Source organism: Burkholderia sp. Ax-1724, assembly GCF_011752995.1.
Classification (GTDB): domain Bacteria; phylum Pseudomonadota; class Gammaproteobacteria; order Burkholderiales; family Burkholderiaceae; genus Paraburkholderia.
Genome location: NZ_VWWL01000002.1, coordinates 37,463 through 52,124 on the forward strand (window position 1 = coordinate 37,463; position 14,662 = coordinate 52,124).

Sequence of the window (14,662 nt, forward strand, 5' to 3'; positions counted from 1 at the left end):
CTCCTATGTCAAGAAGTGCGGGCTGAATCCGCCAGGTCGGCCAGAATGAGCGGATACAGCTCTCTGACGATATAGCGCTTCAGGCAGCGGTGAATTTCCTTGTGGGACATTCCTTCCCTGGTTCGTCGCTCGACGTACGCCCGGGTCCTCGGGTCGCTGCGCATTCGCACCATGGCAATGGTCCATAGGGCGTTGTTCGCAGCACGGTCTCCAATGCATGAACGACCAGATCAACATCCGGACGTGCTGAGAACGCCCAGCCAACAACCCGACGCGTGAACAGATCGAGTACTACGGCCGGATAATGCCAACGGCCCCGCGCCCAGACATATGTGATGTCACAACACCAGACCTGATTCGGCGTACCAACATCGAATTCACGATTGAGATGGTTCGGGATATCAATCCGCTCGACCGTAGCCCGCCTGTAGTCATGGCGACCCGGCTGCTTGCAAATCAGCTCGAGCTCTTCTATCAAGCGGCTGGCCAGCGCGCTCCAGGTGGCACCGCAGATTCAGGCCATGCGTGATGACCGCTGCGCCTCGGGCTCGCCGTCACGGACGCATTGCGGTGAAGAAGTTCGCGCGAAGCAGGCACTCATCGGGCTGAAGAGACAGCGAGCAATTGACGTTACCGACATCAATCATGCTGTTCTGGAAGTCAGTGCTAAAGCAATGCAGGAACGTGGGGCGGCTGCGCCGCCCCGCCCCAAAACCATAAAAAGAAGCAAGACTAAAACCGCTCTGAACCCCGACATTTCTATTTAGCTGGAGGTACGGCATTTGAACTTAGCGGGGACAAAGGTGGTATCGTCTCCAGAGCTTCACGATCGCCACGTAGGCCAGAATCGTGACGATCAGTTCGATGACGACCATGGTCGGAATATAGAGATCGTCAGGGTCACGAATGCCAAACCAGTCCGAGGCGGCAAACCAGAATGCCAGCTGGCTTTCAGGCATTGGCATCGGGTACGTATGGACATAACGAACGGAAAGCAGAAACAGTCCGATAAATAGCGCCACTTTAAAAATGCTACGGACAAGTCGTACCATTGGCCACTACCTCGATAGTTCCATACGCGCGAATTCCTGAATTGCGGGCCGGGATAGTGAACGTGTGCAGAAGTGCGCGCCGTATCTTTTCAAAATCGGCGTAACTCGGCAAGGTGATACAGCCGAGTGAAATACCTCGACCGCCGGCCGGATGCAGCCGGAATTGACCTCGCTCTATGCCATTGATCCAGGTGAGGTCATCGATAACACCGTCGTCCCGATAGAGCGCAAACCACTCAATATGATGAGACGCCGGACCGACCCTCCCGCTCCACCAATCTTTGGCCTGTGCCACAGATCTGGATCTTAACCCGCCAGTCGGTCGATCCACGATCCAATACAACCCTGCCGGAATCGGACCTTTATCGGGAACAGCGGTACACCCACCCTTGTTCTTATAGACGTTGTCACCTGAAAACGCTTTAAATGTACCAATTTCGGGAATAGTCAATGAAGAATTATCCCCATCGATTATGAATTTTCCATAATAAGACAATTGCCGCACTCCTCTTATGTCGACAGATTCCTTAATCAGGATGCCACACAAGAGAAAGCGCAGGGCATCTTAATAATACCTTGTTGCCGATTAACATCAGACAATACGAAATTATTAAAAATCAGAAAATTCCTAATCCAACAGACAGAAAATTCCCGTATCGACCCCGCCGGTTACTCGATCGACTTTAGATTTTCAGGCAGTGGAGAGTACGTACAGAATCACCATAGGACTCGTCGGTAGCCGTGGCTGTCGAGTACCTGCTGCATGTTGGAGCCTTCCCACGAACCGGGACGGCTGTTCGTCATGGCAGCGTCCTCGGCCAGCATGGCAAGCATGCCTCGGCACAGTCATCGGACCGTGCGTCGTCTTGTCTGGGGCAGTCCGATCATGTTCTGGTGTAGTCCAGCGCAACGCCGTCAAGCTGACGTTCGGTGTTCTGCTCGAAGGTGCTGACACGTATATAGCCGACCCGTTGACCGTTCATGGACGGACGTCGGGTGAAATGTCAGCTTGAAATCCATGACGTTCCGAGTCCGGTGTCAAAGAATTGCGGAACCAGCCCCATCCTGATGTGCCCGACAGCATTTCCCTGACATCAGGATAGGTTATGCTCCAATCGGACACAGTCTGCCAGCCTGTCGTTGAGGGCGGATCACTGATGTGGGTCGGTTATTGATTGGCACGCACAGCAGCAAACTGACCTGATCGGCAGTTATCGGCGCCGCGTTACTCTTCTAAAAACTGTATCAACTCCGCTGCGAATTTTTCCGGTTCCTCGATCCAAGGCATGTGGCCACTTTCCTCGAACATCACCAGTCGAGCGTTGCCAATGCCCGCATGCAAGCGCTCCGCGACCGGCACGGGACAGATCCAGTCATGCCTACCCACCATAACCAGTGTCGGGGCGCGCACCTGATCAAGCAGGGCTGTCTGATCGCTGCCAGCCTCTTTGTCTGCTGCGTTCTGCGCCTCGAATGCATAAAGCGAGATCTGCTCGACCAGTAACTGTTCCCGAGCTAACGCAAGATTTTTTTCCGGACTCTGAAGGTATAACGGCAAAAGCTCTGCGACAAACGCTGATAGTTCAGCATCGCTCGCAAGGGGTTTGGCTTTGCCGGAAAAATGTCCGATCGCCGCCTGAACTGCGGTCTTATACCGGGGGTCCTCAGCTCTCGCTTCCAGGAATGCCTGCGTATCATTGCCCGAACTGAAGCCAAGCATTTGACTGTCAATCAGCACCAGTTTGCTGACGTGATTCTTATACCTTTCAGCGTACGAGAGTGCGATGGCTCCGGAGTTCGAATGACCCAAAAGTTGAAGAGTAGAAAGTCCTAGATACTCGCGTAGTGCCTCAAGATCATCCGCCATATCGTTGCTGCTCATCTTCATGCGATCGGCCGGGCGTCCAGACTGGCCGCTTCCCCGCGTGTCGATGAAAACCAAGCGAAATCTCTCTCGCAGGAAGTTGAAGCCCCTTTGCAAATAACCGCTACCTACTCCCCAACCCGGAGAAATCAAAAATAACAGAGGCCCTTCGCCGCACACGCGGTAGTGGAGATCGACACCGTTCAGATTGACGGTGTGGTCGCCCGAACCTAGCAAGTCTTTCAAATTGTCAGATCTTGTGTTCTGCGATGCTGTACTCATGTGTCGCTGTTCCTTGCATTTTCGATAGAGTGGTCAACTTGAGAGATTCCCAGCTGATAAATGGTTCACCTTGAACCGCTCAGAAATATCTCATTCGGAAGCCAGTTTTTGAGCGCGCACTCGTTATAACAGAAAAAAGTGCCCATCGTTGGTAGACAGGCAAGTCAACCATTTTATTCCTTGCACCAGCTAATCACGGAGGTAAAGAATTGGTGCGTTCGCCTGCTGCTGATCACCCACGCCGCGGCACTGCGCCGGCATCCTGAAAATCCGTTTCACACGTTTTTGTTTGCCCTGAGCGACGGTCGCTACTGCATCGATGCGCGCAACGGTGGCAATGCGGCACGCTGGATCAATCACCGCTGTGCCCCCAACTGCGAAGCGATCGAGGAACGTGACCGTGAGGGTGTCCTTGAGCGTGTGGACCAGATCGCTGCGAATCGTGCAGCAGAGGCAGCCGCTGCTCATCTCGACCACGATGTCTTCACGACTGTGCGCGACGAGCAGGTGGTCGAGCCCGATCTCACCGAACTCGTTGATCAGCACCAGTGCATCCGCCATTTCCGGCTGCTGCACCATCCGGTTCAGCACCGTCGTCTTGCCGCTGCCGAGAAACCCCGTCAGCAGGGTGACAGGTATCATGTCCATCGCACACTCCCCGTTTCGTTGATCCAGCGTCCCCGAATCCGGCCGTTGCGCGTTCTCCTTGGCGCCCGCGCCGGGCTGCGGGCTCATGCCGTACCTTCCGCCTCGGTTAGCAGACAGGCGTCACGGCGCTGGCGCCATGCTGGCTCGTCCATATCAACGCCGATCAGTACCTGGTCCTGATGTGTGTCGCCGACAGGCAGGCCGACGAGCCACTTCTGTTGCGCCTGGTAGCCGGAATCACGCTTCACGCCGGGAATCGATTTGGCCTTGATCTGGTTAGAAATCCCCAAAAAGTCAATCTTCGCCTTTTAGGACTGTGTGTCGTGGATTGCGCCGGCTGCTACTTGAACGTGCGCTTAAATGATGCCTTTCGATGGCATGGGGAGTTAAATATGGGTGGCAATATCGGGGTTGGAAGGATGCCTGGTTTGGTTCCCCTGCCAGAGAGCGAGACCCCGAGGACGGAGAATCCGTCCCGCTCATCCGGTATGCCGTTACCCGACACTCGGTTCATCGGGTTGAAACCGAAACCGGTGTCGGTTTCACCGATTGGCAGGGCCGGAACCTCAGGCATCGGGAGTACGCAAAGTTCCATTCGCAGCGGAGGAAAAAGCCTGAAACAACTTGATCTGCCGCTCAGCGATGTAGTGGCGTCAAGCACGCTCGTGGGACCCAAAAATGGCAGGAGCGATTGGACGATGTTTGACGGAGGGCAAGTTCAGGCGAGGTACGAGCCTGAATACAAGCTGATCCGGACTTATGTTGGGCATGCTCAAGAGGTGGTGAATATCAACCTGTCTGACGATGGGCAGAGGGTTCGTAGTATCACCGGCTATCCGCAGGTCTCTCCGGATAAATTGCAGCGCTTGGTAACCGCCGGCCTTCTGCGTCCAGATCTATTGGCTACCGTAGGCGTCTCGCAGGAACAGGTGAAAATTGCGATGGAGCGTACCGCCCATGACCAGCAAATGACCCTGCGCCTACAAACGCATAGTGTCGAAAAATTACCATCTATCGAAAAGTATTCCGGCACGAATCACAATACGAAATTTGTCGGGCAAGGCGAGGCCCATTTTCTTTCGAGTGCGAAAGCCGACGTCAACGGTTTGTACACGGCAGGCGCTACTTCTTGCGTTATTTTAATTGCCGTTTTCAAAAATGCTCTGGGAAAATCGGAGAACGTTGCGATGGCGCATGTGGATGGATACGTCACAGATCAGGCGCTTGACCAATTCTTCGGATCACTGTCTGCGTCCGGGAAAGCGGAGGTCACCCTGCTTGCCAGGAACGAGGAAGAATCTGCTAAACGTGCCATGAAGGCGGCGGACAAAGCGGGAGCAACTGTGGTCTTTGCCCATGCGGGGCACGAGTCAGGCGGCGGCTATGGTGCGGCCGTAGACCGAGACGGCCGCATTTACTTCGGTAGCAGGCTTTCTTTAAGCAAGCAGATTGCTACAAATAAGACGGAAAGAAGAATCATGAAAGGCATGATGTCCGGAGAGAAACTGCCAATTCATGAACAGTTGCCTGCCCAATTTCATGTTTAAAAGGAAATCAGAAAGCGCTCGTTTCTGTCATTTTCCGAAGTCGCTGCACTACGTACCCACACTTGCGTGCGAGTCGGAGAATGTCAGGCTGAAGCGGCCCTGTTTCGAAGTTGCATGATGGACTGCCGTGCCGTGCCATAGTCGCGTGCCAATTGCGAGACCGATTCGCCCGCTATTTTTTCAACCATCCGTGTGAATCTCAACCCGCCTTGAACACGGAAATCCTGCCCTCCCCCCGTGCGGACTTAAGGATCGTATTCCCACTGCCATAGTCTATCAAACGATACTGCAACGCTTTCCGGCTCCGCTGCAGATCTCAAGAAAAGACTAGAAACTCTGGTGGTTCGATACCGGCAATGCGGTCGAATACATGACCTGCTTTAAGGCAAAGCTCGACCGAATGTTTCGAATATTAGGTAGCCGCGATATCTCATCGATGATCAAGCGCTCCAATGCCTGAGTGTCCCGGACCAGCACACGCAGGAGGTAGTCCGCGTCTCCGGACATCAAGTAGCATTCCATCACGTTTGGTATCGCAACTACCGCCCGTTCGAATTCATCGAGCCCGTCACGACGCTGATTTTCCAGGCTTAAATGAATGAAGACATTCACATTCAGTCCCAGACTCGCGGGATCGAGCAGCGTCACACGCTGCCGGATTACGCCATGACGCTCTAGCGCTCGAACACGAGTCAGACACGGCGACGGCGAGAGGTTCACGCGGGCAGCTAACTCGACGTTAGTCAAACGTGCGTCGCGCTGTAGTTCCGCCAGAATCTTCTGATCAATTGCATCAAGTTGCATATGCACCCTATGAGACACCATTCGGACGAAAACTGGCCGGCATTCGGCGAAGTTCATTGCGCATCCAGGCAGCACGTCCGTCTGCTTGCGAGTTTCAGCTGCGTTCGGCAAGGACTGCAAGAACGTGTCAGCGCCGCAAGGAGTGACTTTCCACTCACCTGCGTATTTCATTCTAGTGTTTGGCGTTGTCCAAACTTGCAGACGATTTAACAGAACTCCGAAGGAGTGAGCTATTCGGCTCAGGCATACCTAAGGCACACATTACCGAGGGAGCAAAGAGAAGCGCGACAGTCCTAAATCCGTCGCGTCCGGGGAAATGCGTGATCGGCGCACTGCAACTGGCGATCGACGTACTTTTCAACGCTATCGACTGGCCGGGATGCGTCAGTCGTGTACCACGTCACCCGACTCCATGAGCATATCCGACAATCCCGCTCCCGCTGGCACCATCGGCCATACGTTCTCGGTCGGATCCGTAATGAAGTCCATAAAGACGGTTCGGTCCTTCATAGCCATCGATTCACGCAAAACCGGTTCGACGTCGCTCGGCCGCTCGACCCGGAATCCGACATGGCCGTAAGCGCGCGCAAGCGCTACAAAGTCAGGAAGCGCGTCAAGATACGATTGCGCGTACCGTCCCTCGTAGTACACGTGCTGGAGTTGCTTTACCATTCCAAGGTAACCGTTGTTCAAAGAGGCTACCTTTACGTTCAAACCATATTGCTTGCAGGTCGACAGCTCCTGGATGCACATCTGTATCGATCCATCTCCCGTTACGGCCACAACATCGCTCTCCGGGAAGGCTCGCTTCACACCCATCGCATAAGGGAGACCAACTCCCATGGTTCCAAGCCCGCCAGAATTAATCCAGCGTCTGGACTTGTCGAAGCCGTAAAGCTGCGCGGCCCACATTTGATGCTGACCGACGTCCGAGCACAGAAACGCGTCGCCTCCGGTGACTTCCCAAAGTTTCTCTATAACGTACTGCGGTTTGATAATCTTCGGGCCCTGTTCAAAGGCAAGACAACGCCTCGAACGCCACGTCTCCACCTGTTTCCACCATGAATCGCGCGACGTCCGGTTTACCGGCTGCCGGGTCAGAAGCTCATTGAGCGTGCGCAGGACACACTTCACGTCCCCGACGATTGGAACATCAACCTTGACTCGTTTGTCGATACTCGCCGGGTCGATATCCACATGAATGATCGTCCGCTCACCTTTAGCAAAGTCTTCCGTATTGCCGATGACGCGGTCGTCGAAGCGAGTTCCCAATGCGATCAGCACATCGCAATGCTCCATCGCCATGTTTGCCTCGTAGGTCCCATGCATCCCCGGCATGCCAACGTAGCGCCGGTCGGTTGCGGGGAAAACACCAAGCCCCATGAGCGTGGTCGTTACAGGCGCGTCTACGAGTTCAGAGAGTATGCGCAACTCCGCCTCGGCCTGCGCCGCGACGGCACCGCCACCTACATAGATGTACGGTCTGCGGGCAGAAGCAATGGCCTTAGCCGCCCGCCCAATTTGGGCCGCATGGCCCTCGGTAGCCGGCCTATACGAGCGAATCGAGACAGACTCGGGATAGACAAACGCCCCTTGCGCCAGCAGGATATCCTTCGGAATGTCGACCACGACGGGCCCTGGCCGTCCTGTTCTCGCGATGTAGAACGCCTTCTTCATCACCAGCGGAAGCTGATTCACATCCCGAACCAGAAAGTTATGCTTAACGATAGAACGGGTGATACCGACCGTGTCACACTCCTGGAATGCATCCTGCCCGATTGAGTCCGTAGGCACATTTGCGGAGACAACGACAATCGGAATCGAATCGAAGTAAGCGGTTGCGATTCCAGTCACCGCGTTTGTCACCCCCGGACCGGACGTGACAAGCGCAACCCCGACTCTCCCGGTTGCGCGAGAGAAACCATCCGCGGCATGAACCGCTGCCTGCTCGTGCCTAACAAGCAGATGGTCGATCCCGGTCGTCTCCTCGAGCGCATCATAGATCGGCAGCACCGCGCCTCCGGGGTATCCCCACACTGTATCTACCCCCTCAGCGACTAGCGCTCGAACGACCATTTTCGCGCCCGAAATGACGACGCTCTCCTCCCCTTCCGGCTTGCTTGCCTCTTCGATAAACTCCATTTCTGCTGATGCGATTTTCAAGGTGTACTCCCCTACGTAAACGACGTCACTTGAGCGTTGCTGGTCGAACAGGTTTCTCCTGAGTCGAGCGAGCAGTCGACCGGATCTGCACAGTCGCAAGCGACTGCCTCCGAAGGCCGAAGCGGCCACGAAATATCCGGAAGTTCTGGTAATCCTAGCGCAGCTGCTGCGCTCAGAAATTCCGAATTTCGTCTTCCCGGACGGCATTTTCAGCACAAACCACTGCTCATTGGGTATGTGGATTAGCACTTGTGCCGCACACTCGCGCAGCCGCACATCAAGTCTGTCCTTCGATAGCGGCAAAGCCGGCCGTAACCGACACAGACATCATTAGCCTGCCGCCAGGAAGAGGGAGTGCGAGAACCGCGTTAGATCAGCGCCTCGATCAGTCGAGGACCTCGTTTCCGCATTGCGTCCGCGAATGCATCTTCAAATGCGCGGGGTGAATCTACGCTTACCGCTTCAACACCCATACCGGTTGCGAGCCTCACCCAATCCAGTGAAGGGTTTTGCAAATCAAACATCGAAGCTGCAAGCGCCCCCTCGTTCGTTGCGCCCACTCGCTTGAGTTCGTTGCTGAGAATCTTGTAGCCACGGTTTGCGTAAATGACCGTAGTAACGTCGACCTTCTCCCGCGCCTGCGTCCAAAGCGACTGGAGGATGTACATCGCGCTGCCGTCGCCCTGAAGCGTTACGACTTTTCGGTCAGGGCACGCTATACCCGCACCTGTCGACACGGCCATCATGCTGCCGATCGCACCGCCTGTCAGATTCAGATAGTCGTGAGGCAACGCTGACGCGGTAACGCCGTAGTGCATAAACCCGGACGACAGTGACTCGTCTGCAACGATTGCGTTTTCCGGCAGATGCTTGGCCACAGCCTGCATAATCGCCTGCGCATCAAGCACATTTGCATTCTTGACGCCGATCGGCTTACGTTCCAGCACGCGTGCTGTTTCGTTGTGCGCGCCCAAGGCATGCAGAAGCGCCTCGAGTGAGGCGGGACCATCCTCGTGGGGATGCGCGAGTACCGCAAGCTGGCATCCGGCAGGCGTCAGCCAGCTCGGCTTGTCCAGATATGCAAAGAAACTGACGGGGGGTGGCGCTCCAACGAGAATCATTTGCTCCGTACCAGCAAGAACGTCGACAACTTGCTCAGCAAAGTACGGAAGACGTTCGAGCTCAATTCGTCCGGCACCGCGCTGCAGACGCGGGAAGAACGTGTCACACATAATTCGGCATCCGGTCTGCGCCGCGATCTTGCCAAGTGCTCGAAGCCCGCGATCCTGAAGAGCCTCGCCTCTGGTCAGTATTACTGTCTTCTTTCCGTTACGAAGCAGACGCGCAGCATGATCCACTGCGTTTTGAGTTGCCAATTGTCGAACCGGAGCAGGCAACGGCGGAGCGACGAAATCCGCTTCTTCCCACGCAGTATCAGCCGGAAGAATCAGCGTCGCAATTTGCCCCGCTCCTGAGCGCGCAGCGTGAACCGCGCGCGCGGCGTCGGCACCGGCCGTGCGCGAACTCGATGACGAATGTACCCAGTGGGAGACCGGCCTCGCGAAACCGATCACGTCTGATGACAGCGGCGCGTCATAACGGGCATGGGTCGCTGCATGGTCGCCGACGATATTGACGATCGGAGTCGACGCCTTACGCGCGTTGTGCAAGTTTGCCAGGCCATTTGCAAGACCGGGACCGAGATGCAGAAGCGTGCACGCCGGTTTTCCGGCCATGCGGCCGTATCCATCCGCAGCGCCTGTCACCACGCCCTCGTACAGACCAAGTACAGGATGCATGCCCTCCACTGCGTCGAGAGCTGCCACGAAGTGCATCTCAGAAGTGCCAGGATTAGCAAAGCAAACATCCACTCCGCTGGCAATGAGCGAACGCAAAAGACTTTCAGCACCATTCATATCTACTTACCCCTTGATTATCCTCGGATCTGACGGCCTACGCTGGGCGACGAAAGTGTCGCGGCGTAGTCATGGCCGGATCGTATCGACCGGGGTAAGATATAAAAATATAGTCCTACTACAATCATCTTTGTATCATGCGCAAGAATCTGGAAAACGGCGTCTTCCACGCGATGAACGCCTTTATTCGCGTGGTGCATTCCGGAAGCTTTACGGCGGCTGCAGCGCAACTGGATGTTACGACGCCGCAAATCTCGCGACTGGTTACCGAACTCGAATCGCGGCTTCAGACCAAGCTCCTGCAACGCACTACTCGCAAGCTGGTGCTTACCAGTGCGGGTGAAAAGTACTTCAAACAGGCAGAGCTGATCATGGAACTCCTGGCCGAGGCCGAGCAGATGGCTGCGGGCGCTGCGGCTCAGCCGGCGGGGCGCCTGCGCGTTCTATGCATGGCAAGCTTCGGAAATCGATATGTTGTACCGTTGGTGACGAAGTACTCCGCGCGACACCCGCTGGTGTCGATTGAATACAGTACTTCGCAGTACATGCCGGACCTGCTCTCGGAAGGTATCGACGTTAGCGTCTATCTTTCCCAGCATCTGCCCGACTCGGGCTTGATCGCCCAGCGCCTCGGCACGATCTCTGCGGTCCTGTGCGCCTCTCCAAAGTATCTGGCGACTCATGGGGTGCCCGAACATCCGCGAGACCTCGTCAATCACGCGTGCCTGCGCCTGGTCAATCCATCGCTCACCACTCACTGGAAGCTTATCAATGGAAGCGAATCATTCACCATTGATCCTGTTGGACCGATTATTGGTGATCTCCCAGAGCCCGTTGTTCACGCTGCCATTCACGGCCTCGGGATCGCTTTGCTCATGAGCCACAACATCGTGGATGCGCTGCGCAGAGGCACATTGGTACACGTTCTTCCTCAGTGGAAATCGCCTGAGATTGGAATCTATCTACTCTTTCCATCGAGAAAGTTCGTCGACGCAAAGACCCGGGAGTGGGCAGAACTTCTGAAAACCGAAATTCCGATCCTGCTTGAAAAGGATGCCGAACATATGAGCCAGGTGATGCAGTCAAACGGAACCCGTACTCAGTAATTTTTCTCCGACGTTCTATTTTTCTGGAGAACTTCTCCACAGAATTGCGATTTCGCTCTCTATTTCTCCGAGAGTCGCTCACACAAGGCACCAACCCAGACCCGTGCCGCCTTACTGAGGCACAGAGAAAAAAGCGATCCACACCCGGATCGCTTTTTTCATTCCGGATGAGCCGTTATGCCACGACAATGCGGCGGGGATCAGCGAGGGCAAGCGCCTCTGCACGATCCGCGCTGGGCGGGTAGATCCACTCCGTATTGATCTTGGTCTTCAGGGCTTTGGCTTCGGCGCCAACCAGTTTGACCTCACGTTCCCAGCCCTCGGTGTACACCGCTCCCCATGGGCCCAGGTCCAGGCACGTCACGTACTTGGGCTGGCTATACGGAATCGATGGCTCGCCAAGCAGATCGGCCGCTACGTTGTGGCCGGCGGAGCGACCCAGATTCATGGCGTGCTGGCAGGACATCTTCGCGTAATTGCCGTCGTCGTCCGTGGCGGCATAGGCGCAGTCGCCGGTGGCAAACACCCCGTCCAGGCCCTTGACCTTCAGGTTGCGGTCCACGTGCAGGCGACCGAAGTTGTCGCGTTCGGCGGGGATTTGCTGAGTCAGTTCGCTGGCTCGCGCTCCGGCGGTCCAGATCACCGTGCCGGCATCGATGCGTTCGCCGTTTTCCAGCGTGACGCCCGTGGCGTCGACAGCCGCAACACTCGAGCCCAACTTCCACGTCACGCCCAGTTCGGTCAACGCCTCAATGATTACCGGACGCGGACCGGGGCCCAGATCGGGACCGACTTCGGCGTTGCGCTCGACCATGATTACCGTGACCGCCTCATCCGCGCCCAAGACTTCACGCAGACGCGCGGGCATTTCCGCCGCGGTCTCGATTCCCGTGAAACCGGCCCCAGCCACCACGACCGTATTGCGAGCCACGCTGGCCGGACGCTCGGCCAGACTGTGCAAGTGGGTTTCAAGCACAGCCGCGTCGGCGATCTGATCGACGTTGAAGGCATGTTCTTTCAGGCCGGAAATGGGCGGGCAGAATAGACGGCTGCCGGCGGCTAGCACGAGGCGGTCATAACGGATGGTGTGATGCGAAGTGTCGGCCCCCACGCCGATGACGTTGACCTCTTGCCTGGCAACGTCGATGTTCTGCACTTTGCCCTGAACGAACTGGACGCCGACGGCTTTGAAAATCTCTTGCAGCGGCGCCTTCATTCCCAGCGGATTTTGCTCATACAGACGCGGGCGGACATGAAGTTCAGGCTCGGGCGCGACCAGCGTGATCTCTACGTCGGTACGTCCGACCTGATCGAGCAAGCGGGCCGAAGCCAGCGCGCTCCACATACCGGCGAAGCCGGCTCCAATAACAAGAATGCGTTGCGACATCTGTCGTGCTCCTGAGAAGAGTCTGCGGTGCGGGTGACCGAGAACCCGCATGGCACAAAGGTCCCAGCCATCAGGACGACATGTTCATTACCATGCCGTTAACTTAGACTATATCAGTCGCAGTTAAGGCATGCAACTGCCCGTGATCGGCTTGCCAGGGCTTCCGCGCGAAGCCCCTTACAAATAGAGAGCAGACGATCCCGCTCTCACTGAACAGGTACAAAAATGTCTTTCACCTCAATTACATCAAATTTTAGGTGAATAACCTTCAGATGCCGTTCAAACGTCCGCGAAATTCCCCCCCGGAGCCTGTCGGCAATTCGGCCTGGACGACAGTCGCATAAGACTCCGCGAGCCGGCAATGACGGACCCACTTTGCGTTGATCCTCTCCGGTTCGGGTCAGCTAGAAATATCGGGTTCCGCGAAGGTTGAGCGCCGGATAGCCTGCTTCGTCTATCAAACACAAAGTTCGTCTGGTGCACGACCGCGTTACGCCGGATCACTAGAGTGTCGTTGTGCAATGCATCGGGATCGGGATACAGCCATGAAAAGCGTGCTAACGAGATTCATCGCCTCCACCAGCGGGAGCACCCCGCCATCGGACGGCGTTCAGGAGAATCAGGACGCAGTCCGAAACAGAGTGAAAGACCGTTCCATGTCCGGGCCGCTGGCAAGTCTCTCCGGTCTTCGCAATCTGCCGACAGGTAATACGAAGACGGCTAATCGAACCAGGCTGGTGGGTGCAGACCAGGCGACGCAAAGTCCGAACCTGCCGGTGGAGTTGCTTCGTGAAATCGTCGAGAACGGTGACTCCGCAACACGAGACGCGATACGCTTTGCCAACCGTCGACTCAATGATATTGCCGAGGTTTATACCGACAGCCGCAGAATCACAGACCGCGAGCACCTCAGAAACGTTCGGGATGCGATGAACAATGGGCGTTATCCGCATACCACACACCTCGATGCGAGTGGCCTGGATATTCAGCCACCGGTGTGGACCAAGCTCAAGCCGTTTTCCAAACTTGGGACGCTACCGGCGTTCGGCATGGCCGAGAAGCTCGACGTGCAGGAAAATTCTGCTCTCGGCAGTATCGGGCTCAGGCAACTGTTGGGCAAGGGTAAAAAGATTCGCGAACTGAATGCATCCGGCACTCGCTCAGGCGACGCTGGAGCAATGAAGATTGCGAAGCTCCCTCTGTTGCAGAAGCTGATGTTTTGCAACGAAAACCTTACCCTGACCGGCGTAAAAGCGCTCGCTGCCGCCCCACAGCTGGTGGAACTCGATCTTAGCGATAGTCACGGTATCGATGACGACTGCGCGGCAGCGCTGGCCGAGAATAAGAATCTGCGAGAGTTGCTGTTGAACGGTTGCAGCATCAGTAATCTCGGCGTACAGGAACTGATGAAGAACCGTGCATTGCGAAAACTCGGCCTTGCGGAGAGCGAGCTCGACGAAAATGGATTTGCCATGCTGGCGGAGCATCCCTCGCTGGAGGAGCTTGATGTCAGCAATTCGCTGGAATCCAGCGACGCCTGTGCGATCGCGCTATCGCTCAACCCACGACTGAAAGTACTGGCGATGAGTCACGCGAATATTCAGGCCGACGGCGCCATCGCGCTGTCAGGAATGTCGGGGCTGAGCAAGGTCACCCTTTCGTCCAATATGATCGACGATCGTGGAGCACGTGCGCTGGCAGCGAACACGCAACTTCGCTACATCGATCTGCGGAACAATCCGAAAATCAGCGAGAAGGCGAAGCGCGAGATTAATGAGCAAGCCGAGACATCGGGGCGGACGATTCTGTTCTGAGTGTGGGCTGGTTCTGGTTGCGACAGGCACGATTAGAGATTTACCGTGTGCGTGTGATAAACACGGCCGCGCAGCACGA

Annotated in this window: 12 protein-coding genes and 5 pseudogenes; 5 read left to right on the forward strand and 12 right to left on the reverse strand. The window is 56.0% G+C overall.

Annotated features, from left to right (window positions below; translation table 11 throughout):
* Window positions 1–8: 8 nt before the first annotated feature.
* Together F3J19_RS32490 and F3J19_RS02235 are read right to left on the reverse strand one after the other, a co-directional pair.
* Window positions 9–212, reverse strand: a pseudogene (locus F3J19_RS32490) (IS110 family transposase); the annotation flags it as partial.
* Window positions 209–478 (reverse strand): annotated as a pseudogene (locus tag F3J19_RS02235) (DDE-type integrase/transposase/recombinase); the annotation flags it as partial. The pseudogenes F3J19_RS32490 and F3J19_RS02235, both read right to left, overlap by 4 nt.
* Here F3J19_RS02235 and F3J19_RS02240 point away from each other — a divergent pair.
* Window positions 450–767: a hypothetical protein gene (locus F3J19_RS02240; RefSeq protein ID WP_205192546.1), complete on the forward strand. Its 318-nt coding sequence runs from the start codon at window positions 450–452 to the stop codon at window positions 765–767. The pseudogene F3J19_RS02235 and the gene F3J19_RS02240 sit on opposite strands and share 29 nt — an antisense overlap.
* A gap of 21 nt (window positions 768–788) precedes the next feature.
* Here F3J19_RS02240 and F3J19_RS02245 read toward each other — a convergent pair whose 3' ends face one another.
* From F3J19_RS02245 to F3J19_RS02260, 4 genes and pseudogenes are all read right to left on the reverse strand, one after another.
* Window positions 789–1,052, reverse strand: coding sequence for a hypothetical protein (locus F3J19_RS02245; RefSeq protein ID WP_167037038.1), 264 nt, complete (start codon window positions 1,050–1,052; stop codon window positions 789–791).
* Window positions 1,033–1,548 carry a DUF2778 domain-containing protein gene (locus F3J19_RS02250; protein ID WP_167037041.1) on the reverse strand — a complete coding sequence of 172 codons (516 nt, stop codon included), beginning with the start codon at window positions 1,546–1,548 and terminating at the stop codon, window positions 1,033–1,035. The genes F3J19_RS02245 and F3J19_RS02250 overlap by 20 nt, the downstream gene beginning before the upstream one ends.
* 403 nt (window positions 1,549–1,951) lie before the next feature.
* A pseudogene (locus F3J19_RS02255) lies at window positions 1,952–2,035 on the reverse strand (recombinase family protein); the annotation flags it as partial.
* A 242-nt stretch (window positions 2,036–2,277) separates the two neighbouring features.
* Window positions 2,278–3,198 (reverse strand): alpha/beta hydrolase, encoded by a 921-nt coding sequence (locus F3J19_RS02260; protein ID WP_167037044.1) that lies wholly within the window; start codon window positions 3,196–3,198, stop codon window positions 2,278–2,280.
* Between the two features lie 246 nt (window positions 3,199–3,444).
* Here F3J19_RS02260 and F3J19_RS32350 point away from each other — a divergent pair.
* Window positions 3,445–3,597: pseudogene (locus F3J19_RS32350) on the forward strand (SET domain-containing protein-lysine N-methyltransferase); the annotation flags it as partial.
* Here F3J19_RS32350 and F3J19_RS32355 read toward each other — a convergent pair.
* Window positions 3,565–3,846: pseudogene (locus F3J19_RS32355) on the reverse strand (GTP-binding protein); the annotation flags it as partial. The pseudogenes F3J19_RS32350 and F3J19_RS32355 overlap by 33 nt on opposite strands.
* 83 nt (window positions 3,847–3,929) lie before the next feature.
* A complete protein-coding gene (locus F3J19_RS32360) occupies window positions 3,930–4,136 on the reverse strand; it encodes a hypothetical protein (RefSeq protein WP_205192497.1) in 207 nt (68 codons plus the stop codon).
* A 102-nt stretch (window positions 4,137–4,238) separates the two neighbouring features.
* Here F3J19_RS32360 and F3J19_RS02275 point away from each other — a divergent pair, with 102 nt between their 5' ends.
* On the forward strand, window positions 4,239–5,393 hold the full coding sequence (locus F3J19_RS02275) for a hypothetical protein (RefSeq protein ID WP_167037050.1): 1,155 nt from the start codon (window positions 4,239–4,241) through the stop codon (window positions 5,391–5,393).
* 327 nt (window positions 5,394–5,720) lie between these two features.
* Here F3J19_RS02275 and F3J19_RS02280 read toward each other — a convergent pair whose 3' ends face one another.
* The 3 genes from F3J19_RS02280 to F3J19_RS02290 all read right to left on the reverse strand — a co-directional run bounded on the left by F3J19_RS02280 (window position 5,721) and on the right by F3J19_RS02290 (window position 10,276).
* Window positions 5,721–6,254, reverse strand: coding sequence for an Lrp/AsnC family transcriptional regulator (locus F3J19_RS02280; protein ID WP_275691485.1), 534 nt, complete (start codon window positions 6,252–6,254; stop codon window positions 5,721–5,723).
* Window positions 6,255–6,581: 327 nt separating this feature from the next.
* A complete protein-coding gene (gene ilvB, locus F3J19_RS02285) occupies window positions 6,582–8,339 on the reverse strand; it encodes a biosynthetic-type acetolactate synthase large subunit (RefSeq protein WP_167037951.1) in 1,758 nt (585 codons plus the stop codon).
* Window positions 8,340–8,728: 389 nt separating this feature from the next.
* Entirely contained in the window at window positions 8,729–10,276 is a 1,548-nt protein-coding gene (locus tag F3J19_RS02290) for an acetolactate synthase large subunit (protein ID WP_167037052.1), read from the reverse strand.
* 137 nt (window positions 10,277–10,413) lie between these two features.
* Between F3J19_RS02290 and F3J19_RS02295 the strand changes: the two genes are divergently transcribed.
* The gene (locus F3J19_RS02295) at window positions 10,414–11,382 is read left to right on the forward strand and encodes a LysR family transcriptional regulator (RefSeq protein WP_167037055.1); all 969 of its coding nucleotides are present in this window, start codon (window positions 10,414–10,416) and stop codon (window positions 11,380–11,382) included.
* A gap of 175 nt (window positions 11,383–11,557) precedes the next feature.
* Here the strand turns inward: F3J19_RS02295 and F3J19_RS02300 are convergent, their stop codons facing one another.
* Window positions 11,558–12,769 carry an NAD(P)/FAD-dependent oxidoreductase gene (locus F3J19_RS02300; protein ID WP_167037058.1) on the reverse strand — a complete coding sequence of 404 codons (1,212 nt, stop codon included), beginning with the start codon at window positions 12,767–12,769 and terminating at the stop codon, window positions 11,558–11,560.
* A 545-nt stretch (window positions 12,770–13,314) separates the two neighbouring features.
* Here F3J19_RS02300 and F3J19_RS02305 point away from each other — a divergent pair.
* Window positions 13,315–14,583, forward strand: a complete 1,269-nt coding sequence (locus F3J19_RS02305) for a hypothetical protein (protein WP_167037061.1) — start codon at window positions 13,315–13,317, stop codon at window positions 14,581–14,583.
* The last annotated feature ends 79 nt before the right edge of the window (window positions 14,584–14,662 follow it).